28 protein-coding genes are annotated in these 24,001 nt (G+C 48.2%); 10 read left to right on the forward strand and 18 right to left on the reverse strand.

What is annotated here, in order from left to right:
* Position 1 precedes the first annotated feature (1 nt).
* Both nagZ and ZMTM_RS04635 read left to right on the forward strand, forming a co-directional pair.
* On the forward strand, positions 2-1,066 hold the full coding sequence (nagZ, locus tag ZMTM_RS04630; RefSeq protein WP_221765143.1) for a beta-N-acetylhexosaminidase: 1,065 nt from the start codon (positions 2-4) through the stop codon (positions 1,064-1,066).
* A 145-nt stretch (positions 1,067-1,211) separates the two neighbouring features.
* Positions 1,212-1,904, forward strand: a complete 693-nt coding sequence (locus ZMTM_RS04635; protein WP_221765144.1) for a Bax inhibitor-1/YccA family protein — start codon at positions 1,212-1,214, stop codon at positions 1,902-1,904.
* A gap of 61 nt (positions 1,905-1,965) precedes the next feature.
* Here ZMTM_RS04635 and tadA read toward each other — a convergent pair whose 3' ends face one another.
* From tadA to ZMTM_RS04665, 6 genes are all read right to left on the reverse strand, one after another.
* Positions 1,966-2,454: a tRNA adenosine(34) deaminase TadA gene (gene tadA, locus ZMTM_RS04640; RefSeq protein WP_225907100.1), complete on the reverse strand. Its 489-nt coding sequence runs from the start codon at positions 2,452-2,454 to the stop codon at positions 1,966-1,968.
* Positions 2,451-4,436: a transglutaminase TgpA family protein gene (locus ZMTM_RS04645; RefSeq protein ID WP_221765145.1), complete on the reverse strand. Its 1,986-nt coding sequence runs from the start codon at positions 4,434-4,436 to the stop codon at positions 2,451-2,453. The genes tadA and ZMTM_RS04645 overlap by 4 nt, the downstream gene beginning before the upstream one ends.
* Positions 4,437-5,384 (reverse strand): DUF58 domain-containing protein, encoded by a 948-nt coding sequence (locus ZMTM_RS04650; protein WP_221765146.1) that lies wholly within the window; start codon positions 5,382-5,384, stop codon positions 4,437-4,439. It lies immediately after the preceding gene.
* 47 nt (positions 5,385-5,431) lie between these two features.
* Positions 5,432-6,373 carry an AAA family ATPase gene (locus ZMTM_RS04655; protein ID WP_221765147.1) on the reverse strand — a complete coding sequence of 314 codons (942 nt, stop codon included), beginning with the start codon at positions 6,371-6,373 and terminating at the stop codon, positions 5,432-5,434.
* Positions 6,366-6,878, reverse strand: a complete 513-nt coding sequence (locus ZMTM_RS04660) for a phosphate-starvation-inducible PsiE family protein (RefSeq protein WP_221765148.1) — start codon at positions 6,876-6,878, stop codon at positions 6,366-6,368. Before ZMTM_RS04660 ends, ZMTM_RS04655 begins: the two co-directional genes overlap by 8 nt.
* An 87-nt stretch (positions 6,879-6,965) precedes the next feature.
* The gene (locus ZMTM_RS04665) at positions 6,966-7,868 is read right to left on the reverse strand and encodes a LysR family transcriptional regulator (protein ID WP_221765149.1); all 903 of its coding nucleotides are present in this window, start codon (positions 7,866-7,868) and stop codon (positions 6,966-6,968) included.
* A gap of 99 nt (positions 7,869-7,967) precedes the next feature.
* On the opposite strand from ZMTM_RS04665, the gene ZMTM_RS04670 reads away from it, so the two are divergent.
* From ZMTM_RS04670 to fae, 6 genes are all read left to right on the forward strand, one after another.
* Positions 7,968-8,705 (forward strand): pirin family protein, encoded by a 738-nt coding sequence (locus tag ZMTM_RS04670; protein ID WP_221765150.1) that lies wholly within the window; start codon positions 7,968-7,970, stop codon positions 8,703-8,705.
* Between the two features lies 1 nt (position 8,706).
* Positions 8,707-9,273, forward strand: coding sequence for a flavodoxin family protein (locus ZMTM_RS04675; RefSeq protein ID WP_221765151.1), 567 nt, complete (start codon positions 8,707-8,709; stop codon positions 9,271-9,273).
* 30 nt (positions 9,274-9,303) lie between these two features.
* On the forward strand, positions 9,304-10,374 hold the full coding sequence (locus tag ZMTM_RS04680; protein WP_221765152.1) for an alkene reductase: 1,071 nt from the start codon (positions 9,304-9,306) through the stop codon (positions 10,372-10,374).
* Positions 10,375-10,415: 41 nt separating this feature from the next.
* The gene (locus ZMTM_RS04685) at positions 10,416-11,015 is read left to right on the forward strand and encodes a nitroreductase family protein (protein WP_221765153.1); all 600 of its coding nucleotides are present in this window, start codon (positions 10,416-10,418) and stop codon (positions 11,013-11,015) included.
* A gap of 118 nt (positions 11,016-11,133) precedes the next feature.
* Positions 11,134-11,508, forward strand: a complete 375-nt coding sequence (locus tag ZMTM_RS04690; protein WP_221765154.1) for a thioredoxin family protein — start codon at positions 11,134-11,136, stop codon at positions 11,506-11,508.
* A gap of 110 nt (positions 11,509-11,618) precedes the next feature.
* Positions 11,619-12,167, forward strand: coding sequence for a formaldehyde-activating enzyme (gene fae / locus ZMTM_RS04695; RefSeq protein WP_221765155.1), 549 nt, complete (start codon positions 11,619-11,621; stop codon positions 12,165-12,167).
* Between the two features lie 72 nt (positions 12,168-12,239).
* Here the strand turns inward: fae and ZMTM_RS04700 are convergent, their stop codons facing one another.
* The 9 genes from ZMTM_RS04700 to purB form a co-directional block, all read right to left on the reverse strand.
* The gene (locus tag ZMTM_RS04700) at positions 12,240-12,566 is read right to left on the reverse strand and encodes a hypothetical protein (RefSeq protein ID WP_221765156.1); all 327 of its coding nucleotides are present in this window, start codon (positions 12,564-12,566) and stop codon (positions 12,240-12,242) included.
* Between the two features lie 17 nt (positions 12,567-12,583).
* A complete protein-coding gene (locus tag ZMTM_RS04705; protein ID WP_221765157.1) occupies positions 12,584-13,594 on the reverse strand; it encodes a peptidoglycan DD-metalloendopeptidase family protein in 1,011 nt (336 codons plus the stop codon).
* Complete coding sequence (locus ZMTM_RS04710; RefSeq protein ID WP_221765158.1) at positions 13,594-14,250, reverse strand: protein-L-isoaspartate(D-aspartate) O-methyltransferase; 657 nt, start codon at positions 14,248-14,250, stop codon at positions 13,594-13,596. The genes ZMTM_RS04705 and ZMTM_RS04710 overlap by 1 nt, the downstream gene beginning before the upstream one ends.
* Before the next feature lie 40 nt (positions 14,251-14,290).
* Entirely contained in the window at positions 14,291-15,034 is a 744-nt protein-coding gene (surE, locus tag ZMTM_RS04715; RefSeq protein ID WP_221765159.1) for a 5'/3'-nucleotidase SurE, read from the reverse strand.
* Positions 15,035-15,107: 73 nt separating this feature from the next.
* A complete protein-coding gene (locus tag ZMTM_RS04720; RefSeq protein WP_221765160.1) occupies positions 15,108-15,449 on the reverse strand; it encodes a DUF2069 domain-containing protein in 342 nt (113 codons plus the stop codon).
* A 23-nt stretch (positions 15,450-15,472) separates the two neighbouring features.
* Positions 15,473-16,201, reverse strand: a complete 729-nt coding sequence (locus ZMTM_RS04725) for a HugZ family pyridoxamine 5'-phosphate oxidase (RefSeq protein WP_221765161.1) — start codon at positions 16,199-16,201, stop codon at positions 15,473-15,475.
* A 10-nt stretch (positions 16,202-16,211) separates the two neighbouring features.
* Positions 16,212-16,805 (reverse strand): NAD(P)H:quinone oxidoreductase, encoded by a 594-nt coding sequence (gene wrbA / locus ZMTM_RS04730; RefSeq protein ID WP_221765162.1) that lies wholly within the window; start codon positions 16,803-16,805, stop codon positions 16,212-16,214.
* Complete coding sequence (locus tag ZMTM_RS04735; protein WP_221765163.1) at positions 16,802-17,107, reverse strand: hypothetical protein; 306 nt, start codon at positions 17,105-17,107, stop codon at positions 16,802-16,804. The genes wrbA and ZMTM_RS04735 overlap by 4 nt, the downstream gene beginning before the upstream one ends.
* A gap of 80 nt (positions 17,108-17,187) precedes the next feature.
* Positions 17,188-18,558, reverse strand: coding sequence for an adenylosuccinate lyase (purB, locus tag ZMTM_RS04740; protein ID WP_221765164.1), 1,371 nt, complete (start codon positions 18,556-18,558; stop codon positions 17,188-17,190).
* Between the two features lie 193 nt (positions 18,559-18,751).
* On the opposite strand from purB, the gene ZMTM_RS04745 reads away from it, so the two are divergent.
* A complete protein-coding gene (locus ZMTM_RS04745; RefSeq protein ID WP_221765165.1) occupies positions 18,752-19,009 on the forward strand; it encodes a hypothetical protein in 258 nt (85 codons plus the stop codon).
* A gap of 147 nt (positions 19,010-19,156) precedes the next feature.
* Positions 19,157-21,727, forward strand: a complete 2,571-nt coding sequence (acnB, locus tag ZMTM_RS04750) for a bifunctional aconitate hydratase 2/2-methylisocitrate dehydratase (protein ID WP_221765166.1) — start codon at positions 19,157-19,159, stop codon at positions 21,725-21,727.
* Between the two features lie 84 nt (positions 21,728-21,811).
* On the opposite strand, the gene ZMTM_RS04755 is transcribed toward acnB, so the two are convergent.
* From ZMTM_RS04755 to sodC, 3 genes are all read right to left on the reverse strand, one after another.
* A complete protein-coding gene (locus ZMTM_RS04755) occupies positions 21,812-22,303 on the reverse strand; it encodes a TIGR00645 family protein (protein WP_404804693.1) in 492 nt (163 codons plus the stop codon).
* A 109-nt stretch (positions 22,304-22,412) separates the two neighbouring features.
* Positions 22,413-23,258: a 23S rRNA (adenine(2030)-N(6))-methyltransferase RlmJ gene (locus ZMTM_RS04760; RefSeq protein WP_221765168.1), complete on the reverse strand. Its 846-nt coding sequence runs from the start codon at positions 23,256-23,258 to the stop codon at positions 22,413-22,415.
* A 92-nt stretch (positions 23,259-23,350) separates the two neighbouring features.
* A complete protein-coding gene (sodC, locus tag ZMTM_RS04765) occupies positions 23,351-23,872 on the reverse strand; it encodes a superoxide dismutase family protein (protein WP_221765169.1) in 522 nt (173 codons plus the stop codon).
* Between the last annotated feature and the right edge of the window lie 129 nt (positions 23,873-24,001).

The raw sequence follows: 24,001 nt of genomic DNA on the forward strand, positions 1-24,001 counted from the left end.
TATGTCACTTGGTCCTGTCATGTTGGACGTAGTCGGCACTGAACTCAGTGCTGATGATATTCGCCGTTTGCAACATCCATTAGTGGGCGGCGTGATTTTGTTTGCGCGCAATTATACATCCCCCGCACAATTGAAGGCGCTGACAGCCAGTATCCATGTGGTTCGCCAGCCACCCTTGTTGATTGCGGTAGATCACGAAGGTGGTCGTGTGCAGCGTTTTAAAGAGGGCTTCACACGTATTCCGCCGATGCGCGAATTCGGCAAGATTTGGGATAAATCGCCTAAACGCGCCAAGCAGCTGGCTGAAGAGGCAGGCTGGATACTCGCCGCTGAACTGCGCGCGCACGGTGTTGATTTCAGTTTTACGCCCGTGCTCGATATGGATTACGGCGAAAGCCAGGTGATTGGTAATCGCGCCTTCCATAAGAATCCGCAAGCTATCAGCGAGCTAGCGTTTGCGTTGATGCAAGGCCTGAAGCGCGGGGGCATGGCGGCAGTTGGCAAACATTTTCCTGGGCACGGCTTTGTGGTGGCTGATTCGCACGTGGCGATTCCTATTGATGAGCGTAGCTTTGATGAGATCGCCCAAGCCGATTTGCAGTCTTTCCGTCAGATGATAGACGACGGCTTGCCAGCCATCATGCCTGCTCATGTAATCTACCCAAAAGTGGATAGCAAGCCCGCGGGCTTCTCAGAGCGCTGGTTGCAGAAAGTGCTGCGCCAGCGCCTTGAATTCAATGGCGTGATTTTCAGCGATGACCTTTCGATGGAAGGCGCAGTGGTGGCAGGTAATGTCACCGAACGTGCTTTGGCGGCGCTGAATGCGGGTTGCGATATGGTGTTGTTATGCAATCGCCCGGATCTTGCAGATGAACTTCTGCAAAATTTGAAATGGGATATTTCAGGCCAAAGCTTGGCAAGATTGGCGCGCATGCATGGTCGCCGCGATCTGGATCATGCTGTGGTGCCTGACATGGTAGCGCTACGCGAAAGTGCTGAATTCACTCAAGCGGTGCATGAAGTGGGGCAGGTGGGTTTGTCAGAAGCGGATTTGTTTAAAGCTTGAAATTTTCCTAAATAACGCCATCTATGTGAAGATTTCAATACAACAGCCAATATTTACAACTTGAAACTTTACTTAGCTTACAGCAGTCTTACAATGTATATTGTGCTGGTTAAGACATACGCATTTTTATTGAAGAGGAAACACAATGGACAATAACTATCAGGTATTAGGTCGTAATACAGAAGTACTTTCAGACAGTGCAAACAAGGTGTTGCGCAATACCTACGCCTTGCTTGGTATGACGATGATTCCAACCGTCATTGGTGCATTTATTGGCGTTAGCTTGGATTTGAGTCTTTTTGCGCAGCATCCAATTATGGCAGTGGTCGGCATGTTGGTGATCAGCTTCGGCTTGATCATGGGTATTAAAGCTAATAGCAACAGCAGCGTTGGTGTAGTACTACTTTTGGCCTTCACTTTATTCATGGGTGTGATGTTAGGCCCAATCCTGCAAGTAGCCTTGCATCTACGTAACGGCGCTCAATTAATCGGTATGGCCGCTGGCGGTACAGGGATTATCTTTTTAACCTTGGCTGGTATTGCTACCACAACCAAAAAAGACTTTAGCTTTATGGGCAAGTTCTTGATGGTTGGCATCATCATGCTGATCGTTGCTTCACTGGCTAATATGTTCTTCCAGATTCCAGCTTTTCAATTAGCTTTGTCTGGTGTAGGTGTTCTGTTGTTCTCAGGTTTCATTTTGTATGACGTAAGCCGCATTGTGAACGGTGGCGAGACCAACTACATCATGGCAACATTGAATATCTATCTGGATATCTACAATCTGTTTGTTAATTTATTGCAAATCCTGATGGCTGTTTTTGGTGATCGTGATTAAGCGGAATTGATTCCCGCTAAATAAGAAACCCGCTTCGGCGGGTTTTTTATTTAGCTGACAATTACTGGGATTGTTTCTTTCTTCGGCTAGCAAAGAACTGGCTCAATATAGCGCCGCATTCTGATGCCAGTATGCCACCGGCAACTTCGGTGTGATGGTTAAGTCTAGGCTCGTTCATCAAGTCAATCACACTGCCGCAAGCACCCGTTTTTGGGTCAGATGCGCCATATACCAAGCGTGCAATCCGCGCGTGCTGAATAGCGCCAGTGCACATGGCGCATGGTTCAAGTGTGACGTATAAAGTACAGCCTACCAAGCGATAGTTACCGAGTTTGTTTGCGGCATCGCGCATGGCAATAATCTCGGCATGTGCACTGGGATCATGGTTAGCGATGGGGGCATTGCTACCGCGGCCGATGATTTCGCCATCTTTAACCACAATCGCGCCTACTGGCACTTCTCCAGCTTCAGCGGCAAGTTGTGCCAGCTCAAGCGCAGCTTTCATGAATTGCTGATCTAGTTTTGCTATATCTGAAAGGATTTCACTCACAAGCTATTTACCAGTTCTTTAAATGCCTTGATGGCGGCAGGGCTTATTTTGCTGGCATAACGCAATTGTGTATAGGCATCTGTTATTTGCACAATCAGCTTAGCCTGGGCAGGCAAGCGGCGTACAGCACGGCTTGAGAAATCTACAGGTCCTTCTTGTTTATAGCGTGTTAAACCAGCTTTGCTGAGTTTGTTTAGAAACTGGTCATAAATCTTCTGGATGGCATCTCGCCTGATTTTTTGACTCCGCAAAAGAAAATAGCTTAGTGCAAGTAGCGAAGCCGTCACTAGCGCAAACAGCGCAATCACCAAATCTTGCCAGGAGAAATTATTGCCAGTCAGGTAGCGCAGTAATTGCAATTGCCTATCCTGGTTATAACCCAGAACCCATTGGTTCCAGCCATTATTGACGGCATCCCATTGCAGGTAAAGTTTGCGTAAGAGCGGGTAATCTCGCCGAGATAACAGGGGCAATGCTTCACTGTCATTGACTGATTCAGCCACGCCCAATTCTATGCGGTCGGGCGATACGGCCCCTGTTGGGTCAATTCTCACCCAACCACGATTTTGTAGCCAGACTTCAGCCCAGGCGTGTGCATCAGATTGACGGACGATCATGTAATTATCATTCGGGTTGATTTCGCCACCCAGGTAACCAGTGACTACCCGTGCTGGCACACCTGCGGCACGCATCAGGTAAACAAAGCTGCTTGAATAGTGTTCGCAAAAGCCGCGACGTGTGGTAAAGAGAAAATCATCCATCGCATTTTCGCCAAGTGGCGGCGGACTCAGCGTATAGACAAAAGGCTCTTCACGGTACATCTTGAGCGCTGTGTTGACGATATTTTCTGGCGATTGGTTTTTCCAGCTTTCGGCAAGTGCTAGCGTTTTGGGGTTTCTGTTTTTTGGTAGCTGCAGGTCGATTCTTTGTTCACGCTCACTCAGCCCAGCTGCTTGCAAAGTGTAATTGAAGCTAGAGCTTGCCTCATAACGCATGCGGGTGCGCACCGGTTCTTTGGAGATCACTTGTAGCTCAGCGGTGATCATGGCTTCTGGCGGAATAGCCGTTGGCATATCCAGCATCAATAGCCACTGTTTATTGTGCGGCTCGAGCGTAACGGTGTATTTGCTTACGGTGCCGGTTGTAACCAAGCCTTCTGGTAACTGGTCTTTCTGGATATTGTTGATGCCAATACCATTGATGCTATATGAGTTAATCCGCCAAGTACGGCCATCGTAGGTGGTAAGGACAGGGCCACGCCAGTAGAGCTGGTTCTTGGCCGGTGGCTTGCCTTGAAACTCAACACGAAAAGCGGTCGCTCCTGACAAACTCAACTTGCTGATATTACCTAGCGCCATGTTGTCAGAGAGGCCAGTCATGCCGCTGTATGCATCTTGCGGTACGCCCCACAAAGGCTGTGGCAGGCGGGGGAACAGTACAAAGAATATCAACATCAATGGCAGCGCTTGCGTTAATAACATGCTCGCAGTTTTGGCCTTGAATCGCCAATCTAGTGCGCCATTGGGGTGGTTAACACCGACCAAGGTGGCGGTGAGTAATGTAATTGGCACAGCCATGAATATGCCCATGGCGATGGATTGGTTGAACAGAAAGGCATTCGCAGCCAGAAAATAACCCAGGAAAATCACGATGATGTAATCACGCTGTGTATGCGTTTCCATCAACTTGAGTGACAGCATGATGGCAAATAATGCAACGCTGGCATCTCGCCCAAACAGGCCGTGGTAGCTGACGGCAATTCCAATGGCTGCAGCAAGCGTGATTGGAATCAGGATCGCAAGGCGAGGCATCACCCAGCCATTTCTTGCCACCATCAGGCGCCAGCCAGCAAACCCTGCCATAACGAGCGATACCCAGTTATGCAGATACGCTACGTGCAATGCAAGCACCGAGGCAAATGAAGCGATCAACCAATACAGGTCGTGATTGCCAGGGTTGTGTGTGGACTTGATCTGCGCCATTTATGTAGCGTCCATCAGTGCGAGTGCTTCCAGGCAGCGGTGGTAATGCGGTTCACCATTATTCGGGCTGATTTCTATGCCTGGAATACGGAGGCTATAAGTGTGTTTCAAGCCATGAGCATCAAGCACCCAGCGCGTGAGTTGGCTGATGCGCTGCTCATTATCCGCACCTGGTGTGGCAACCCAATCCAGCCATAAAGTGGACTGCGCCTCGCCCTGAAACTGCTTGGTGAGCAAACCTTGTTCGCGTGATGAGGCTTTCCAGTCCACGCGTTTGGGAGAGTCGCCCAGCTGGTATGCGCGATGCCCAGCAAAATCATCATCACCGCTGCTGGAATTCAACACGCCCGCTGCGCCCTGGTCAGGCGATGCGGGCAGGGGCAGGTGATGTGTCGCTGGTTTTGGGTACACCATGCAGCGTGCATCCAGCGCCACATAAGACCATGCGTAAAACAGGCCTAGTGGGAATTCTGTAAATAATGTGACACGCTCGGCTTTTAGCCAGCCACGTTTTTCAGTCGGTAAAAGTAGTCGTATTGGGCTTTCACCAGCCGTGACGATATCTGCATAAGTGGGGATGGTGTCATCAAAATGCGCTGCAATGCTGAAGCGTGCGCGTTGCCGACTATCTTTCGCAATCACTTCAAATACCGCATCTTCAGTTGCAAACACAGGCGCAGGTTTTCGACTATCTATCACCAGGTATGCCAAGTTGCGCCAGGTATGCAGCATGCTGATCACCGCCATGCCAGCCAGTAAGAAAGTGACGACAAACCCTAGGCTCAATGCATAGTTGATAGAGCCTATCAGCAAGCCCAGCAAGATGCAGGCGAACAAAACGCCGTAACGCGTAGGCAAGATATAAATATAACGAGAACTTAAAGTCGCTGGCGCTGGGTTGCCACGGGCGACTCGCAGCCATTTTTTCCAGCCTTTGGCGCTACTCATATGGGAAAATTAAATGCGTGGTAACACATCAATATGGCTGAAAATAATCAAGGGATACTGACAGCATTTAACAGGTAAGCGCCTATGTCGCTATTAGCCTCAATGCTATTTTTATCAATCCCTGCCGCTGCCTGCAATCGATGCCCAGCAATACCTGGCAATACGGCCTGTATATCTTCAGGTAGCGCAAAATCCCGGCCTTGCATCAATGCCCAGGCTTGGGCGCATTGCTTGAGCGCCAAGCCTGCGCGTGGTGAAAGGCCTGCGCTATAGCGGCCAGATGTGCGGGTGAAATGCAGGATGGCTTGAATGTAATCCAGCAAAGCATCGGAGAGATGTATTTCGCTGACGGTTTGCTGCAAACTTTGTAAGCCCGCCCCATCAGTGCAAGCTTCTAACTTGTCTACATTGCTGCGGCCGCCGTTGTTTTGCAGTAAAGCGCGCTCTGAACGTACATCTGGATAGCCCAATTCAATGCGCATGAGAAAGCGGTCTAGCTGTGATTCAGGCAACGGGAACGTGCCGATGTGATGGGTAGGATTTTGCGTGGCAATCACGAAAAAGGGTTGTGGCAGTTTGCGCGTTTCACCTTCCAGCGTGACCTGGCCTTCTTCCATGACTTCCAGCAATGAGCTTTGGGTTTTGGGCGTGGCGCGGTTGATTTCATCTGCCAGTAAGACATTGGTAAATACAGGGCCTGGATGAAACTTGAAGCTGGCGACATTGCGGTCATACACTGAAACACCCAGCACATCGGCAGGCAAAAGATCGCTGGTGAATTGCACGCGACGGAATTCCAGGCCGAGCACTTGTGCCAACGCGTGAGAAAGCGTGGTTTTGCCCATGCCAGGCAAATCTTCAATCAGCAGATGGCCTTTAGCCAGAATGCAGGCTAACGAGAGCCTGATCTGGTGCTCTTTGCCGAGGATAATCTGGCTAGTGGCGTTAACGATTTTATCGGTGATGGCGCTGTATTTAGTATTAGGCATGTAATTGAGTATCCTCGCTAACCAACTGTTCATTATCCTTATCGTCAGCCTTGGATTTAAGATTGTTCGACCAGCGCACGATGAAATACATGATGCCTAGCATGAGCCCAGCGCCTACCCAGAATGCTACATCGCTAGGGATGAGCACGCCATCTTCTACTGGCATCACAATCAGTTTGCGCAGAATCACAATCATGGCCACTTCAATAAAAGCCTCAACCTCAAGATTGCTGCCACGCAGATAGCGGATTTCGGCAGTGATTAGGGCAGAGATCGACCATAGCAGCATCAATGTACCTAGCGCATTTAAAAAGCCATGTACCAGGTTATGCGCACTGGCAGCCTCGCGCACATCGACAAAAAACAGCCAGGTAAACATGAGTACGGCAATCGCTAACGCCAGGCCAATCAGGATGTGTGCAAACCCATTCAGCCAGACCATGGCTTTCACGGCGTAACGATTAATGAAGTAAAGCTCGCGTGGGATATCAGTTTTATTCTGCATATTGTTCTGCCTGATGAAGTTTAAAAATTATTGCTATGCTGGCGGTAGAGTGTGAATTCTGGCATTAGATTAGCAGTTCATCTAGTGCTAAATGATTAGCTCTTCCAGAGTAAGTTTAGAAAACTCTTTGATTAGCCAAGTCAGCGCCTTGCCATTACATGTAGGCCATGCCAGGTAAAAGTTGCCTGATGATTTTGTTTCAGCCACTTTTTTGATCACTAGCTCACCAGTCGCAACATGCTTGTCTGCCAGAGGTTTTGGCAGATAACCAACACCCAGGCCGTAGATTTGCGCCATTACTTTACTTTGCATGTCCATCAGCGTGAGTACATCTTGCCCGTTCAATATGCCAGCAGAACGCGGAGGCAGGTTGCGCGAACTATCGGCGGCAGACACTGAGCGATATTGAATAATTTGTTGATTGGTCAGCGGTTCAGGCAGATTTGCAAGTGGATGATGCTTGGCCACAGCAAAGCTGAATTCCAGGCTGCCAATCAGGTGGGTGGAGTAGCCGCCGCCAGAAGGGCCGTCATCCGGCGCGCCAATGGCAATATCCGCACGCCCTGTAGTGAGGGCATCCCAGGCGCCACCAAATACTTCTCGTATCACTTTCACGCGGGTGCCGAAGCCTTGCTCGTAGAATTTTTCCAGGGTTGGGTAAAGCGCTTCTACCCTGAACAAATCAGTCACGGCAATACTGATGTCAGTTTCGATGCCTGTCGCTACGCGTTTGACGCGCGCCTGCAATTCGTCTGCGGCGCGTAATAAGAAACGGCCTTCACGTAATAGCTCCGTGCCTGCATCCGTCAGCTTGGCGCGGTGACCACTGCGGTCAAACAGTACAACGCCCAAATCTTCTTCCAGCTGGCGGATGGTATAGGTGATGGCAGAAGGGACACGAAACAGCGATTCTGCCGCGGCAGCAAAGCTGCCTTTGCGATCAATGGCATCCAATACCTCAAGTGCTTCTATTGATAGTTTTATGTTCATATAATTTGAATGATCAATGCAAAATTATTCGGTTTTTATTCAGTTGAAGCAAGCATAGTATGCTTAGTGTAATTCAATTTAATTGAATGTGAGGATAAAATGAAAATCAGGAAATCGCAAGAACGTGGGCATGCCAATCATGGATGGTTAGATAGCTATCATTCATTTTCGTTTGCGCAATACTATGACCCTGCGCATATGCAGTATTCCGTGCTGCGCGTGATTAACGAAGATGTGATTGCGCCTGCCATGGGTTTTGGCATGCATCCGCATCGTGACATGGAAATCGTCACTTATATGTTGCAGGGTGAATTGCAGCATAAGGATAGCCTGGGTAATGGATCTGTGATTCGCGCTGGCGACGTGCAGCGCATGACGGCTGGTACAGGTATCGTTCATAGCGAATTTAATGCTTCAACCACTGAGCCAGCACACCTGCTGCAAATCTGGCTATTGCCAGAGCGCAATAGTATTGTGCCGGGCTATGAAGAAAAGCATTTTGATGCAGCGAGCAAGCACAACCAGTGGCGCTTGATTGCTTCGCCTGATAGCAGCGAAGGTTCATTAAAGATTCATCAGGATGTGTTTTTATACGCGACCCAGTTGGATAAAGATGCACCGCTCAACTATGCGCTGAAAGAGAACCGCAGTGCTTATATTCAGGTTGCACGTGGCAGTGTCACGCTCAACGGCGCTGCTTTAGTGGCGGGTGATGCTGTGGCTATTGATAGCGCGCAAAATCTTGAGTTGTTAGCAAATGAAAGTGCCGAATTACTGTTGTTCGATTTACCGCCTAATCAATCAGGCGAACCTAAAACCAATACATTAAGGAGTTAACATGACTAAAGTAGCTGTTGTATATCATAGTGGATACGGACATACCGCCGCACAGGCGCAAGCAGTGGCACGCGGTGCAGCTAAAGTGGCGGATACTGAAGTAACCCTGCTAACCTCTGAAGAAGCCCAGCAACAATGGGAAAAACTGGAAGCCGCCGATGCGATTATTTTCGGTAGCCCAACCTACATGGGTTCGGCCTCAGCACAGTTCAAGGCATTTATGGATGCTAGTTCTACCATTTGGTACGGACGTGGCTGGCAAGATAAAGTGGCTGCAGGCTTTACTACATCAGCCAGCCAGAGCGGCGACAAGCTGAATACGCTCATCCAGCTTGCAGTGTTTGCCGCGCAACATGGCATGATTTGGGTTGGCCAACATCTGCTACCAGGGAACAATAGCAGCACTGGATCAGTCAATGATTTGAACCGTCTTGGTGGTTTTCTTGGCGCGCTGGCACAAGCCAATGCTGACCAAGGCCCAGATGTTGCCCCTTTGCAAAGTGATCTGCTTACTGCAGAAAGCTTGGGCGAACGTGTTGCAACAATCACCAAAAAGCTGCACGGCTAATTACAATTAAAAATCTTTAAGGAGTGAAGTATGGCTGTCGATTTGTTTACCCCAGTAAAACTAGGTGCACTTGACCTGAAAAACCGCATTGCCATGGCACCATTAACGCGTAACCGCGCTGGTGTTGGCAATGTGCCGCAAGACATCAACGTGACCTACTACGCACAGCGTGCAAGTGCTGGGCTAATCATTACTGAGGCGACACCTATTTCAGACATGGGGCATGGTTATCCGGCTACCCCAGGTATTCATACTGATGCGCAAGTGGCAGGCTGGAAAAAAGTGGTTGATGCCGTGCATGCCAAAGGTGGCAAGATCGTGTTGCAACTTTGGCACGTGGGCCGCATTTCACATCCTTCGCTACTTCCGAATGAAGCTTTACCCGTTGCGCCATCAGCACTAAAGCCTGCAGGCAAGGCATTTACCTATAAAGGCTTGGTAGATTTTGTCACACCACGCGCACTCGATATTTCTGAATTACCAGGCATAGTTGCTGATTATGCCAAGGCCACCGAAAATGCCTTGGCTGCTGGTTTTGATGGCGTTGAAGTGCACGCCGCCAATGGCTACCTGCTAGACCAGTTTCTGCGCGACAGCACCAATAAGCGTACGGATAGCTACGGTGGCAGCATAGAGAATCGCATCAAGCTATTGCTTGAAGTCGTGAGTGCCGTAGTAAAAGTCGCTGGCGCAGGGCGCGTTGGCGTGCGCGTTTCTCCGTTGAATCCATTTAACGATATTAGTGATTCAGACCCACAAAAGCTATTCAACAAAGTGGCTGACGAGTTAAGCGTGTTTGGTTTGGCTTATCTGCATGCGGTCGAAGGTGGCATGGGCGGCGGTGAATTACCACCGTTTGATTTTGTTGAATTACGCAAGCATTTTAAAGGTGGCTATATCGCCAACCTAAGTTACGATAAGGCGCGCGGCAATGCAGCAGTGGCTTCCGGTAATGTGGATGTGGTCGCTTATGGCGTACCATTTATTGCCAACCCTGATCTGGTTGAGCGCTTTGCAAAAGATGCACCATTAAACGCGCCTGATCAGGCAAAATTCTATGGCGGCGGCGAAGAAGGCTATATAGACTATCCGACTTTATAAGCTTTCAATTTACTAGCTCATTCCATACAAGAAAGAAAACAATGAAAAAACCAGCCATCACCCAAGTTGCTATTGAAGAAACCATTGCTAACCGCTGGAGCGGTCGAGCTTATGATGCCAGCAAGGTTGTCACCCAAGAGCAGGTGATTGCAATGGTTGAAGCTGCTCGCTGGGCGCCTTCATGCTTTGGTGATGAGCCATGGCGTTTTATTGTCTGGAATAAAAATACTGATGCCGCTGCTTGGCAAAAGGCGTTTGATACACTGGTGCCATTCAATCAAGGCTGGGTTAAAGATTCACCAATCTTGATTCTTGCAGTAGCCAATACCTTGTTTGGCCACAACGGCAAAGAGAACCGTTGGGGTGCTTATGACACAGGCGCGGCGACTGAGAATATCTGCCTGCAAGCTACTGCCTTAGGTTTAATGGCGCATCAGATGGGTGGCTTTGAAGCTGATAAGGTACGTGCTGCATTTGCAATTCCTGAACAATTCCAACTTATGGCCATGGTTTCTGTGGGCTATCCAGCGGATGTTTCAACGCTGACTGGTGAAGTACTTGAACGCGAAACTGCAGCGCGCAAGCGTAAACCGCTTGGTGAAGTATTTTTTGCGGGCGCTTGGGAACAACCTATCGCTTAAAGCTTGCTTGATAAGATAGCAGATATGTCACAAACCCTGCTATCTGATAATATAAGCGACTTTTTTCGATAACGCTTTGCTCCAGATAACTTCTTAAGACAAACAGGATTACACCATCATGGCCGTATTAGAACTCACCAAAGCCAACTTTAAAGAAACTATTCTCAATAATGCGACTGTGATTGTTGATTTCTGGGCACCTTGGTGCCAGCCATGTGTGACTTTTACCGATGTATTTACTGCTGCCGCTGATAAAAATCCAGACATGGTATTTGGCATGGTGAATACAGAGATTGACCCTGAAATCGGTGAGTATTTTGAAGTGGAAAAAATCCCAGGCATTCTGGTGATTCGCGAACAGGCTGCGATTCATGCACAAATCGGCGAACTGGGCGCGCCAGCGCTAGATAAACTGATTGAATGGACGCGTGAATATGACATGACCCAAGTGCGCCAGTATTACGCAGAAGAAGATGCCAAAGTCACCAAGTAATTATTAAGTAAGCTTATTCAAATCAATAAAAAAGCCGAATTCAATATTCGGCTTTTTTATTTCCAGAGTCGTTAGAATGTATTATTCACTATCAATAATTGGAGTCAAAAATGAGCGATAAAATTGTCATGCGGGTAGCAGAAGCGCTTGTTGCGGGAGGCCCGCCAGGAACGGCAGCAGAGCCTGAAATAGCGATTGGCGAAATGGATGGACCTATGGGTGTTGCGTTCGCCACTTTGCTTGGCGACCAGGTAAAGGGGCACACGCGCGTGCTGGCTATTCTCAATACCGATGTCATGGTACGGCCAGCAACTATTATGGTAAGTAAAGTCACTGTCAAAGACCCAAAATATACCAATATCTTGATGGGCACCGTGCAGGCGGCGATTGCCAATGGTGTTTTGGATGCTGTGCGCTGTGGGGATATCCCAAAAGAGAAAGTGAACGACATTGGCATTATCGTCTCGGTTTGGTTAGCACCAACCGTGGTTGATATAGAGAACCTGGATCACCAAAAGCTATTTGATATACACCGCGAAGCCACTGCCAAAGCCATCAAGAAGGCGATGAATAACGAACCAAGTATTGATTGGTTGCTTGAGAACCAGGATAAAATTACCCATAAATACTTCCAGATGGGTTTAGACGGAAAGATCTAGATTTTATAGATATGCAGATCAAAACAAAGGCCGCTTTTAGCGGCCTTTGTTTTGATTAAATCTGGGGGAGAATTAAAACGAACCAGTCGTGACAATATTAAATACAAAGTAAGCGCCTATCCCCATCATCAGGTACATCGGCAAGTTGCCGCGCTCACTGGCTTTGCCATCGGTTTTCCCACTCATCCATTTATTAATTAGAAATAAGACAACGAATAACAATGGAAAGGAGAATAAGCCTATAGGCGAGTTGGCCATTTTAGAGATGAGTTGTTGGAGCAAGCCGTTATCTCTAAAAAACTCTATGGCAATTCCAATCAGGCCAATCAGCATCAGGCCGAATTGAACAACCGAGATAATGATTTTTTTCAGTGAGTCGGGTCTGTCATCTTTAAACATCGCGCTATCCTTTAGTGTTAAGGGTTGCCGCTTAAATACTTGGCAGGGTCAACAGATTTACCCTGACGACGAATCTCAAAGTGCAGTTTAACTTGGTCAGCATCTGAATTGCCCATTTCTGCAATCTTTTGCCCTTTTGCGACCTGCTGGCCTTCTTTGATCACGATAGCACTGTTGTGGGCATAGACTGAAAGATAGGTCTTGTTGTGCTTGATGATGACCAGTTTTCCATAGCCACGCAGATCAGAACCGCTATAAATCACCTTGCCTGCGGCTGCCGCTAATACGGCTTGACCCTGTGTGCCTGCAATATCAATGCCTTTTGCGCTTTCGGCATCATTAAAACCAGAGATCAGTTTGCCACTTGCAGGCCATGCCCAGTCTAAATCTTCGTCATCACCAGTGGCGGCAGGTGTGTCTGCAGGTTTGGCTGTCGCAACGACTGGCGCAACGGCTGTAGGTGGTACTGGTGGAACACTAGCAGCAGATCTGACAGCAGTTGGTGCGGCAGGTGGCATAGCTAAGGCTTGTGTACTGTAGGGCTCTTTGATGGCTTTGGGTTCTCTGAGTACCAACGACTCACCTGTTAATACTGGCGTAGCTGCAGTAGCTGTGGGTTTTGTCGGCGTAGGGTTAGCTTCTGTGTTGAGTGGTTTTACAATGACGCCACCATCGTTAGTCGGGCTGACATTTTTCACAGTTGTGGTTGGCGCACCCTTGATCTGTTTAAAGCTCAGTTGCTGGCCAATATAGATGGTATAGGGTGATTGTAGGTGATTAGCCTCTGCGATGTCTTTGTAATCATAGCCGTACTCCAAGCCTATGCTGTAGAGCGTATCGCCTTTTTTGACTGTGTAACTGTCAGGGCGCCAGTCTTTATCTGTAGGTTTAGCAGATTTGTTAACAGGCGCGCGCTCAATGACGGGGGCTGGTCTGGTGGCTGTACAGGCAGATACCAGAATACAAAGAATCAAACTAAATAAAACAGGGAAATGCAGGCGGTTCAATAGCACAGGCGTCTCTTGCATCAGTTCGTTCCACCTAACAACGGTACAAATTTCACCGCTTCCAGCTTGGTTTGGCGATACTCGGTTTCAGTGCGTTCAATCAAATACAATATCTGTTCCTCAGTGCCTACAGGGATTACCATACGGCCACCCACGGCTAATTGAGCCAATAGATCTTGCGGAATATGGCTGGCCGCAGCGGTGACGATGATGCCATCAAACGGTGCCAACTCTGGCAACCCAAGCGTGCCATCGGCATGTTTCAGTTTAATGTTGCGCATACGCAACTCGCGCAAGTGGCCGCGCGCTTTCATGATCAGCGGGCTAATACGTTCTACTGAATACACTTCTTTGGCGACTTTTGACAATATTGCTGTCTGGTAGCCGCAGCCTGTGCCAATCTCAAGTACTTTATCTAGCACCCCATTGGCGCGCAGAATCTCAGTCATCCGCGCGACGATATATGGTTGTGAAATGGTCTGGCCAAATCCAATTGGTAATGACACATCTTCATATGCGCGCGAAGACAGTGCTTCATCTACAAAAATATGTCGTGCAATGCTACCCATCGCGCTCAGCGTCACCTCATCTTTAATGCCTTGCTCACGCAGGCGTGCCAACATACGCTCGCGCGTACGTTGTGATGTCATGCCAATTCCCCGAATTACAGCGCTCATAGAGTGAGTTTTTTCTTTATTTTACCGACTTTTGAAGCCGTTATTTTGGTAGCCAGCTACCGATATTATCGATCAGATTATATTGTGTCAGGTCTGCTTGTAGTGGGGTAATTGATACCTGATTTTTTGCTACGGCATAGAAATCGGTACCTTCTCCAGCATCTTGCGCATTACCCGCAGCGCCTACCCAAAACACAGTTTCACCACGTGGTGTTTTTGATTTGATCACCGGCTCAGCTTTGTGGCGCTTGCCCAGACGAGTCACTACTTGGCCTGTAATTAACTCAAATGGCACATCGGGCACATTGATGTTCAACAAAACTGGCGGCGGAAATGCATTGCTCTGGTAATGCTTGATCAGGTTTACTACGACTTTTGCCGCAGTTTCAAAATACTTTGGCTGGTGTTGCGCCATTGATACGGCAAAAGAGGGAATGCCCAGCAAATAGCCTTCCATCGCCGCAGCTACCGTGCCAGAGTAAATCGTATCGTCGCCCATGTTAGCGCCGTCATTAATGCCAGAAATCACCATGTCAGGCAGGCCATCCAGCAAGCCAGTGACTGCAAGGTGCACGCAGTCAGTCGGTGTGCCGTTCACGTAATGAAAGCCATTGCTGGCGGTGCGCACAGTGAGTGGGCGATCTAATGTGAGTGAGTTGCTTGCGCCGCTACGGTTGCGCTCTGGCGCTACCACAACGATGTCGGCGATTCTGCCTATGTGCTCAGCCAGTATGTTGAGCCCTGGCGCAAAATAGCCGTCGTCGTTGGATAAAAGAATTTTCATGACTGAATTATAAGGGAAATATGACTTCGCTGATAAGCTAACATCAAGTAAGCAAACATCAGGCCTTGCTCAATTAGGTACTAGGTCGTGTGAATTTGGCGTAATAAATTGCGCAGGTGAAAAAGATGACTGTCAGCAAGACTTCAAGCATCGCCAGATGGGCAGATAGTCCTTTGTCTGCATAGCTACGCACGGCACCTTCAGTGAAATAAAAGAGGATGAACATCGATGCCCACTGGTAGGTATAACGCTTGCCTTTCAGAATGCCGAATAGCGGTATCAGCAATGGCAAAGCTTTTAATATCAGGTTGGAGCCTGTAGGCCTTAAAGGCGCTAGCCAGCCTTCCCAAGCAACGCATAGAAAGATTAATGCTATCAGGCTTGCGCTAGCGCCCAGACGTAGGTTTTTGATCATGATTTTTGCTTGAGTGTAAACAATTAATTACGGCTGGCTTGTGCCATAGCGACAAGCGCCTTACGCGCACTATTGGCGTCGCTGATCGGTGTTTCAAAGTGAAAGCGCAAGATTTTTTGTTTGCCTGATTCATCTTTGCTATCTACATCAAATCCATCACAATCAATGCCTAGCATCGTGACTTCAGATGCTATAACGCCATGAAAATGCTTACAGTAAGTAATGAGGTTTTCATGATGATCAGCATTCATGTGTTCAATAATGCCAGTTTCCTGTGACTCCAATTGATTAGGCTCTGCATTAAGTTCTTGGCCTGATAGTTGGGCACCATCAACCCAGCCCATGCGACCAAACCCAGCAATGTAGCGTGCATGAGCAATCTGTATGCGGTAAAACGAAAAGTCATGCATATCAAAATAGCTAGCCGCTTGTGGTAAATAACGCAAATAGCGGGCACGTAAATCCGTATCGTTTTTATCTATTTTCGTGGCCTCACCAATAAGAGTCAGGCGCGAATTCGCCTGCAAATCTTCAGCGCCAGCAAATACCAGCATAGAGACTTTGGAGTTCGCCGCAATGTTGTGGGTATGCTCAGCAAGCGTGCTGATCAGGATGATAGGTTGCGCGTTATGGTCCAACACAAAAGGCGCAACTGAGCCAAATGGATAACCTGGGAATTTGGTCGATAAGGTAGAAAGCATACCGCTGCGCGTGTTGCGGAGAAACTGTCTTGCTTCGTTTGCTAAATTCATGGGTAGTGATTCAGGCAGCGAGTTTTAGCGCAGATTCAGCGAGGCGTTTACCAAGTGCAATACACAGTTTGCGCTCATCGTCGGTAATGGGTTTGTCATCAGAGATACCGCCAACATGGCTTGCACCATAAGGCGTACCACCAGATGTGGTGCTGGATAACTCAGGTTCTGAATAAGGCAGGCCAACAATCAGCATGCCGTGATGAAGCAATGGCAACATCATGGTGAGCAGGGTGCTTTCGTTACCGCCATGTAATGAACCCGTGGAGGTGAATAAAGAGGCTGGCTTGCCAATGAGCGCACCCTTCAGCCATAAGCTTGTTGTGCTATCAAGGAAATACTTCATCGGTGCTGCCATATTGCCAAAACGGGTAGGGCTTCCAAGCGCCAAGCCTATGCACTCTTGCAGGTCTTTCAGTTCAACATAAGGCGCGCCTGATGTGGGAATGTCAGGTTCAGTCGCCTCGCAGTTGGCAGACACTTTAGGCACAGTGCGAATGCGCGCTTTAATACCTTTGACGCTTTCAACACCACGCGCAATCAGTTGTGCCATCTCGCGAACAGCACCGCCTTGAGAGTAGTAAAGGACGAGAATCTCACTCATTTTGTATGCTTGGCTGTTTTGAAGATAATGAATCGATTGAACGATAAAAAGTCTTCACTTTCGGGTTTGCGCCATAGCACCTTATGGCTTTTGCGATATACCCTGAATCGATCTTCAATTTCAGGTTTTTCAGATTCCATGGCGCACTCTTCACCATGTTTCTCATATACGCGAATATCGAAATATTGTCTGGTTTTACCCTCCGTATAGAAGCGCAAACAGTCTGTTTGTGGGGCTTCACCATATACTTTTGATTGAGTGATTTTCTTGCCAAGAAACTCGATCGCTTTTGTTTCATTCAATACGGCTGCTAAAGACTCGGTGGCATGAGTCAAAGAAAAGAGCAGTGCGCTACTCAAGAGTAATCGGGAAAACAACATCTTTAAATACCCTTTGCCAGTTCAGCGGCTTTACCGATGTAGCTTGCGGGGGTCATTTCCAGCAACGCTTGTTTGGCTGAATCTGGAATCGCGAGCGTGCTAATGAACGTATGCAGGGATTCTTTATTGATTCCGCCTTTACCGCGCGTTAAATCTTTTAACTGTTCGTACGGGTTGGCAATACCGTAGCGGCGCATCACGGTTTGTATCGGCTCGGCCAGCACTTCCCAGTTGCCATCAAGATCATCAGCCAGTTTTGCAAAGTTGGCTTCCAGCTTGCCCAATCCTTTCAGGCAGGAATCGTAACCTAGTAGGGTATAGCCGAACGCGACACCCATATTGCGCAGAACGGTAGAGTCGGTTAAATCACGTTGCCAGCGTGAGATTGGCAGCTTCTCTGCTAGATGGCGCAATACTGCATTGGCTAAACCCAAATTACCTTCGGAGTTTTCAAAGTCAATCGGGTTTACTTTATGCGGCATGGTAGATGAACCGATTTCGCCAGCTTTGACCTTTTGCTTGAAGTAGCCAACCGAGATGTAACCCCAGATATCGCGGTTAATATCAATCAGGATGGTGTTGATGCGAGCCAAGGTATCGTAAAGCTCGGCCATGTAATCGTGTGGCTCGATCTGGATGGTGTAAGGGTTGTAGGTGAGCCCAAGATTGGTCACAAAATTCTGCGCAAATGTTTCCCAGTCAAACTCTGGGTAAGCAGAAAGGTGCGCGTTGAAGTTACCAACAGCGCCATTGATCTTGCCCAGTATTTCGTTCTCAGCCAGTTGTTTGCGCTGGCGGCGTAAGCGATACACCACGTTGGCCATCTCTTTACCTACCGTCGTTGGTGATGCGGTTTGGCCGTGTGTGCGTGAAAGCATAGGCACGTCTGCCAGCTCTTTCGCCAGTTCGGTGAAGCGGGCGATAAGCTGATCCAAGGTCGGTAGAATCACGTTTTCACGCGCAGCTTTTAACATCAGCGCATGTGAGAGATTGTTGATGTCTTCTGAGGTACAGGCAAAGTGGATGAATTCACTTGCAGCACGCACTTCAGCATTGCTGTCAAAGCGTTCTTTCAGCCAGTATTCAAGTGCTTTTACGTCATGATTGGTACGCGATTCAATAGCTTTTACTTGTGAGGCTTCAGTTTCACCAAAGCTGCTAATCGCGGTATCCAGCTCTTGTATAGTGCTGGCGCTGAACGGTGCAATCTCTTTTAATTCAGGGGCGGCTGCAAGGGCTTTGAGCCATTCAACTTCTACCAGCGCACGATGGCGGATAAGGGCGAATTCGCTGAAGTAAGGGCGTAGCGGATCAAGTTTGGCTTGATAGCGGCCATCAAGCGGGGAGAGTGCGTTGAGCGGGGTGAGTTCCATCAAAAACCTTATCAATATATGTACTATTTAAACAACGCTAATTTTACCCTACAACGCCAAATATCAATGCGGATTATCAAAATCTACTATTAAACTCGTTTAATTATTTAGCTTAGTATAATTTTTGAGATAAATTAGAAGGATTGTTGGGTTATTCGTCGCACTATTTTTAACCATAGATGGTCAATAGTTCATGAACAAGCTTCTTTTTGGTGCTTTATTATTATTTTCGACCAGCCTGCTGGCGGCCGAGGCCAAGCCCTATGCCACGGTAGAAGAAAATATATTAGCGATGGATACAGACCATGACGGCATGGTATCCGTGCACGAGGTGCGCGCCTACATAGAAGCCAAGCACGGCAAAGACTATAAGAAAGCAGTGCTGGATGATCTGGAGTCTTCGGCTGATGGCAAGAGCTGTAGTTCGCCTTTCGCCAAACCCACCTATTAGGCTTACAGCTTAATTCCGATTCTTTAAATTGCCGCTCATTTAGGCACATTCATTGCAGGCAAAAGTACTGACGTCGCCACATAGTGGCGTGCTGCGCTGTATAATCTTCACTTAACTTTCTAACTTAAATTATTGGTTAACATCTCTATGCTGATTGCCTATCGTGAACATGAAGCCGAGCGCGCTGCGCTTGGCTTGCCGCCACTCCCTTTAAACGCAGAGCAAGCTGCTTTGCTGGTTGAGCTTCTCAAGAATCCACCAGCAGGTGAAGAGGCTATGTTGCTTAACCTGCTGGAGAACCGCACACCAGCTGGTGTTGACCAAGCTGCGTATGTCAAGGCCTCATTCCTGGCGGATGTAGCTAAAGGTATCGCAAGCTCACCATTGATTACGCCGACCAAAGCTATTGAGCTACTTGGCACTATGCTAGGCGGTTACAACGTGCCTGCATTGGTCAGCCTGTTAGATACTCCACTGGCAGAAGAAGCTGTAAAAGCCTTATCAAAAACCATACTCATGTTTGATGCGTTTCATGATGTGGCTGACAAAGTGAAAGCAGGTAATCCGCATGCCCAAAAGTTGATGGAGTCATGGGCAAATGCCGAGTGGTTCACCAACAAGCCTGTATTGCCTACCGAGATTCGCGCCATTGTGTTCAAGGTCGATGGCGAAACCAATACCGATGACTTGTCGCCTGCGCAAGAAGCCTGGTCGCGCCCTGATATCCCTCTGCACGCCAAAGCTATGTTGGTAAACAAGATGCCTGATGGCCTGCAAACCATAGAAACGCTCAAGAAAAAAGGCATGCCGCTGGCTTATGTTGGCGATGTGGTCGGTACTGGCTCTTCACGCAAATCAGCGATTAACTCTGTGCAATGGTTCATGGGCGACGATATCCCGAATATCCCTAACAAGCGCACGGGTGGCATTGTGCTGGGCGGCAAGATTGCGCCTATTTTCTTTAATACCGCTGAAGATTCAGGCGCGCTGCCGATTCAGTGTGACGTGAGCCAGATGAAAACAGGCGATGAAATCATTATTAAACCTTATGAAGGCAAAGTGCTGAATGCGCAAGGCGCAGTGATTTCAACTTTTGAGCTTGCTCCGCTCACCATGCCTGACGAAGTGCGCGCTGGTGGTCGTATCCCGCTGATTATTGGCCGTGGCCTCACTGGAAATGCACGCCAGATGTTGGGCTTGCCGCCTTCAGAGCTATTCATCAAACCAATCGCCCCTAAAGATACGGGCAAAGGCTATACGCTGGCGCAAAAAATGGTTGGCCGTGCTTGCGGCTTACCAGAAGGTACTGGTGTTCGCCCCGGCACTTACTGCGAACCCAAGATTACAACTGTGGGCTCGCAAGATACGACTGGTGCGATGACACGTGATGAACTGAAAGAGTTGGCCTGTCTAGGTTTCTCTGCCGATCTCGTCATGCAAAGTTTTTGCCATACCGCCGCTTACCCAAAACCAGTGGATATCAAGCTCCAGCACTCACTACCTGAGTTCATGTCTAGCCGTGGTGGCGTGAGTTTGCGCCCAGGTGACGGCGTTATCCATTCATGGCTCAACCGCTTGATTTTGCCTGATACCGTCGGCACAGGTGGTGATTCGCATACCCGATTCCCCATCGGTATTTCATTCCCCGCTGGCTCAGGCTTGGTGGCTTTTGGTGCAGCCATGGGCGCCATGCCGCTGGATATGCCTGAATCAGTATTGGTGCGCTTCAAAGGCACAATGCAGCCTGGCATTACCTTGCGTGATCTGGTGAACGCAATTCCTTATGCAGCCATTCAACGCGGCGATTTAACCGTGGGTAAGCAGGGGAAAAAGAACGTGTTCAACGGCCGTATTCTAGAAATTGAAGGCTTGCCAGACCTCAAGGTTGAACAGGCTTTTGAATTTGCAGATGCCTCTGCCGAGCGCTCTGCGAATGGGTGTACTGTGCATTTGAATAAAGAGCCCGTGATTGAATTCCTGACCTCAAATATCGTACTCATGCAAAACATGATTGATAACGGCTATGAAGACCCACGCACGCTGCAACGCCGTATTGAAGCCATGCAGGCTTGGTTGGCCAAACCGGAATTGTTGCAGCCAGATGCAGATGCCGAATACGCCCATATTGTAGAAATTGACCTCAACGAAATCACCGAGCCGCTGGTGGCTTGCCCGAATGACCCTGATGACATCAAGCCACTTTCAGCCGTTGTCGGCGACAAGATTGATGAAGTGTTTATTGGTAGCTGCATGACCAACATCGGCCACTATCGGGCTGCAGCGAAGGTGCTGGAAGGCGCAGGTGGCATACCAACGCGTCTCTGGATTGCGCCACCAACGCGCATGGATGAAAACCAGTTGCGTGATGAAGGCGTTTACTCAGTATTTGGTGTGGCAGGTGCGAGAACCGAAATACCAGGTTGCTCTCTCTGCATGGGTAACCAGGCGCGCGTGGCAGACAAAGCTACCGTGTTCTCTACCAGCACCCGCAACTTTGATAACCGCATGGGTAAAGATGCCCGAGTTTATTTGGGTTCAGCCGAGTTAGCAGCGGTTTGTGCGCTATTAGGCCGCATGCCAACGCCCAAAGAATATATGGATACCGTGGGCGATAAGTTGACCAAAAATGCTGACAGCATCTACAAGTACCTTAATTTTCACCAAATGTCTGAATACGCAAGCAAGAAAGTAATTCCGATTGCTGAGCTAGTTGAGTAAATCAGTTAGTTAAATCAAAGAAATCCGTAGTAATAAAAAAGGCCACGAAAGTGGCCTTTTTTATTACTCAATTACCAGTAGTTATCAATGTTTATCGTCGCTATGCGTCATCAGTTTATCTATCCATGCAATTGAAATCGCAGAGGCAACGAATGCCATGTGAATGATGGTTTGCCAGATCAACACTTTTTCATCCAGATTAGGCGCGTTGATAAAGGTCTTGAGCAGGTGGATTGATGAGATGCCGATAATGGCAGTTGCCAGTTTTACCTTGAGCAGATTGGCATTTACATGCGATAGCCAGTCTGGTTCATCTGGGTGACCAGCAAGGTTGAGGCGTGAGACAAAAGTCTCATAACCGCCCACAATCACCATGATGAGCAGGTTGGAAATCATCACGACGTCAATCAGGCCAAGCACGATGAGCATGATGTCTGCTTCGTGCATATCAGGTACTTTTTGTACTAGGTGAATCAGCTCCACCATGAAGTGAAATACATAGACGCATTGCGCGACAATCAGCCCCAGATAAAGCGGCAATTGCAACCAGCGACTGCCGAATAGAATGGCACTCATGGGATTTTTACTATAGTTGTGAGCGATATTTTTTGCTTCCATCGTTTGTTTCCTTTTTAAACTTGGTAATTCAATAAAGTGTAAATCTAATCTTTTTATATGACATCTTTTAGGGAATCTGGCTTTCCAGATTAAATGCAGCGCCGCTATCTTGACCTAATTCTTCTACCAATACGGGCATGACTGTTCTTAGTGTTTCGGGCAATGTCCACGGTGGGTTCACAATAAACAGGCCGCTACCATACATGCCGAAGCCATCAATGGCAGGCGTTTGCACGGTGAGTGATACATTCAGCCAGCTTTTAAGGCCAAGTTTTCTCAACTGATCGACCATTTGTTTAGGTTCTGGGCGTTGCAGGAGTGGATACCATACGATGTAAGTACCAGTGGCAAAGCGTTCCAGACTGTCCTTGATGGATTTAACCACGCGTTGATAATCTTCTTTTTGTTCATATGGCGGGTCTATCAACACCACAGCGCGGCGCGGTGGTGGGGGTAAATGTGCCTTGATGCCAGCAAAGCCATCCTCGGTTTCTATCATGACTTTTCTGCTGGCATGCTTGAAAGTTTGCCAAAGCAATTTACAGTCGTTGGGGTGCAGCTCAAACAGCCGCATGCGGTCGCTCTGGCGAATAAAGTGTTCTGCAATTAATGGTGAACCAGGGTAGTTCTTTAGATGGTCTGTTGGGTTCAGCTTTTTTACTAAAGCAACATACTCAGCCAATGATTCAGGCAGATCAGTGGCTTGCCAGAGTTGTGCGATGCCATTATTGAATTCAGCATTTTGCGCAGCATAAGCGCTATCCAACGCGTATTTTCCAGCGCCAGCGTGGGTGTCGATATACCAATAGGGTTTGTCTTTTTGTACCGTATAAGCCAGCGTTTGCATCAATACAAAGTGCTTAAGCACATCTGCATGATTGCCGGCATGAAAGGCGTGGCGATAACTCAACATCTGATTCAGTCGTTTCTTGTTTGCGGGTTAGCTTGTCATTTTACCAAGCTAACCCGATAAACCGTTTTTTATATCGTTAATCTGCTTTCAGTCTAATTTACGAGACCACACGCAATTCTTGCTCCGCCACCACCCAATGGTTTGGGTGTGTCGCTATAGTTATCGCCATTTTCATGAATAATCACGGCGTGCCCCAGGATGTCTGCTAACTTTAAGTGTGGGGCGAGCAGGCTGGCGGTGCTTGTGCCATCGGCCTCTATAGTTAATGCGGGCAAATCACCCATGTGGCCCATTCCATCAGGGCCTTCGTGCATGCCCGTTTTGCTTGGGTCAAAGTGTCCGCCAGCGGCGAGGCCTGCTACCATTTTTCCATCTTTTAGTGCGCTATCGCAGCTGCCTTGGTCATGGATGTGAAAGCCATGTACGCCAGTTGGTAAGCCTTTCAGGTTGGGTTTTACCACTAAACCCTTTGGGCTGTCTGATAATGTAATTGTGCCAACACTCATCCCCACACCTGCTTCGCTGATGGCGTTGATAGTGACAGTTTTTTCATCTGCATGTGCATTGATGCTAGCTAGTAGCAATGTGATCATTAGTGCGTGGCGTATTTTCATGGCGCTTAACTCCTTAATAAATGAATGGTATTAATTGCGAATGCTCATGCTTGGTATAACAATTGGTCAACGAGATGCGTATGTGGTTCACCAATTAAGAAAAATTGGCTTAATTGATGTATTTGGGTT

The organism is Methyloradius palustris (genome assembly GCF_019703875.1).
Classification (GTDB): domain Bacteria; phylum Pseudomonadota; class Gammaproteobacteria; order Burkholderiales; family Methylophilaceae; genus Methyloradius; species Methyloradius palustris.

What these genes read in the sequence shown, in the direction of transcription:
- nagZ (WP_221765143.1), top strand. Translation starts at nt 2, where the DNA reads ATGTCACTTGGTCCTGTCATGTTGGACGTAGTCGGCACTGAACTCAGT.
- ZMTM_RS04635 (WP_221765144.1), top strand. Translation starts at nt 1,212, where the DNA reads ATGGACAATAACTATCAGGTATTAGGTCGTAATACAGAAGTACTTTCA.
- ZMTM_RS04645 (WP_221765145.1), bottom strand. Translation starts at nt 4,436, where the DNA reads ATGGCGCAGATCAAGTCCACACACAACCCTGGCAATCACGACCTGTAT.
- ZMTM_RS04650 (WP_221765146.1), bottom strand. Translation starts at nt 5,384, where the DNA reads ATGAGTAGCGCCAAAGGCTGGAAAAAATGGCTGCGAGTCGCCCGTGGC.
- ZMTM_RS04655 (WP_221765147.1), bottom strand. Translation starts at nt 6,373, where the DNA reads ATGCCTAATACTAAATACAGCGCCATCACCGATAAAATCGTTAACGCC.
- ZMTM_RS04660 (WP_221765148.1), bottom strand. Translation starts at nt 6,878, where the DNA reads ATGCAGAATAAAACTGATATCCCACGCGAGCTTTACTTCATTAATCGT.
- ZMTM_RS04665 (WP_221765149.1), bottom strand. Translation starts at nt 7,868, where the DNA reads ATGAACATAAAACTATCAATAGAAGCACTTGAGGTATTGGATGCCATT.
- ZMTM_RS04670 (WP_221765150.1), top strand. Translation starts at nt 7,968, where the DNA reads ATGAAAATCAGGAAATCGCAAGAACGTGGGCATGCCAATCATGGATGG.
- ZMTM_RS04675 (WP_221765151.1), top strand. Translation starts at nt 8,707, where the DNA reads ATGACTAAAGTAGCTGTTGTATATCATAGTGGATACGGACATACCGCC.
- ZMTM_RS04680 (WP_221765152.1), top strand. Translation starts at nt 9,304, where the DNA reads ATGGCTGTCGATTTGTTTACCCCAGTAAAACTAGGTGCACTTGACCTG.
- ZMTM_RS04685 (WP_221765153.1), top strand. Translation starts at nt 10,416, where the DNA reads ATGAAAAAACCAGCCATCACCCAAGTTGCTATTGAAGAAACCATTGCT.
- ZMTM_RS04690 (WP_221765154.1), top strand. Translation starts at nt 11,134, where the DNA reads ATGGCCGTATTAGAACTCACCAAAGCCAACTTTAAAGAAACTATTCTC.
- fae (WP_221765155.1), top strand. Translation starts at nt 11,619, where the DNA reads ATGAGCGATAAAATTGTCATGCGGGTAGCAGAAGCGCTTGTTGCGGGA.
- ZMTM_RS04700 (WP_221765156.1), bottom strand. Translation starts at nt 12,566, where the DNA reads ATGTTTAAAGATGACAGACCCGACTCACTGAAAAAAATCATTATCTCG.
- ZMTM_RS04705 (WP_221765157.1), bottom strand. Translation starts at nt 13,594, where the DNA reads ATGCAAGAGACGCCTGTGCTATTGAACCGCCTGCATTTCCCTGTTTTA.
- ZMTM_RS04710 (WP_221765158.1), bottom strand. Translation starts at nt 14,250, where the DNA reads ATGAGCGCTGTAATTCGGGGAATTGGCATGACATCACAACGTACGCGC.
- surE (WP_221765159.1), bottom strand. Translation starts at nt 15,034, where the DNA reads ATGAAAATTCTTTTATCCAACGACGACGGCTATTTTGCGCCAGGGCTC.
- ZMTM_RS04720 (WP_221765160.1), bottom strand. Translation starts at nt 15,449, where the DNA reads ATGATCAAAAACCTACGTCTGGGCGCTAGCGCAAGCCTGATAGCATTA.
- ZMTM_RS04725 (WP_221765161.1), bottom strand. Translation starts at nt 16,201, where the DNA reads ATGAATTTAGCAAACGAAGCAAGACAGTTTCTCCGCAACACGCGCAGC.
- wrbA (WP_221765162.1), bottom strand. Translation starts at nt 16,805, where the DNA reads ATGAGTGAGATTCTCGTCCTTTACTACTCTCAAGGCGGTGCTGTTCGC.
- purB (WP_221765164.1), bottom strand. Translation starts at nt 18,558, where the DNA reads ATGGAACTCACCCCGCTCAACGCACTCTCCCCGCTTGATGGCCGCTAT.
- ZMTM_RS04745 (WP_221765165.1), top strand. Translation starts at nt 18,752, where the DNA reads ATGAACAAGCTTCTTTTTGGTGCTTTATTATTATTTTCGACCAGCCTG.
- acnB (WP_221765166.1), top strand. Translation starts at nt 19,157, where the DNA reads ATGCTGATTGCCTATCGTGAACATGAAGCCGAGCGCGCTGCGCTTGGC.
- ZMTM_RS04755 (WP_404804693.1), bottom strand. Translation starts at nt 22,303, where the DNA reads ATGAGTGCCATTCTATTCGGCAGTCGCTGGTTGCAATTGCCGCTTTAT.
- ZMTM_RS04760 (WP_221765168.1), bottom strand. Translation starts at nt 23,258, where the DNA reads ATGTTGAGTTATCGCCACGCCTTTCATGCCGGCAATCATGCAGATGTG.
- sodC (WP_221765169.1), bottom strand. Translation starts at nt 23,872, where the DNA reads ATGAAAATACGCCACGCACTAATGATCACATTGCTACTAGCTAGCATC.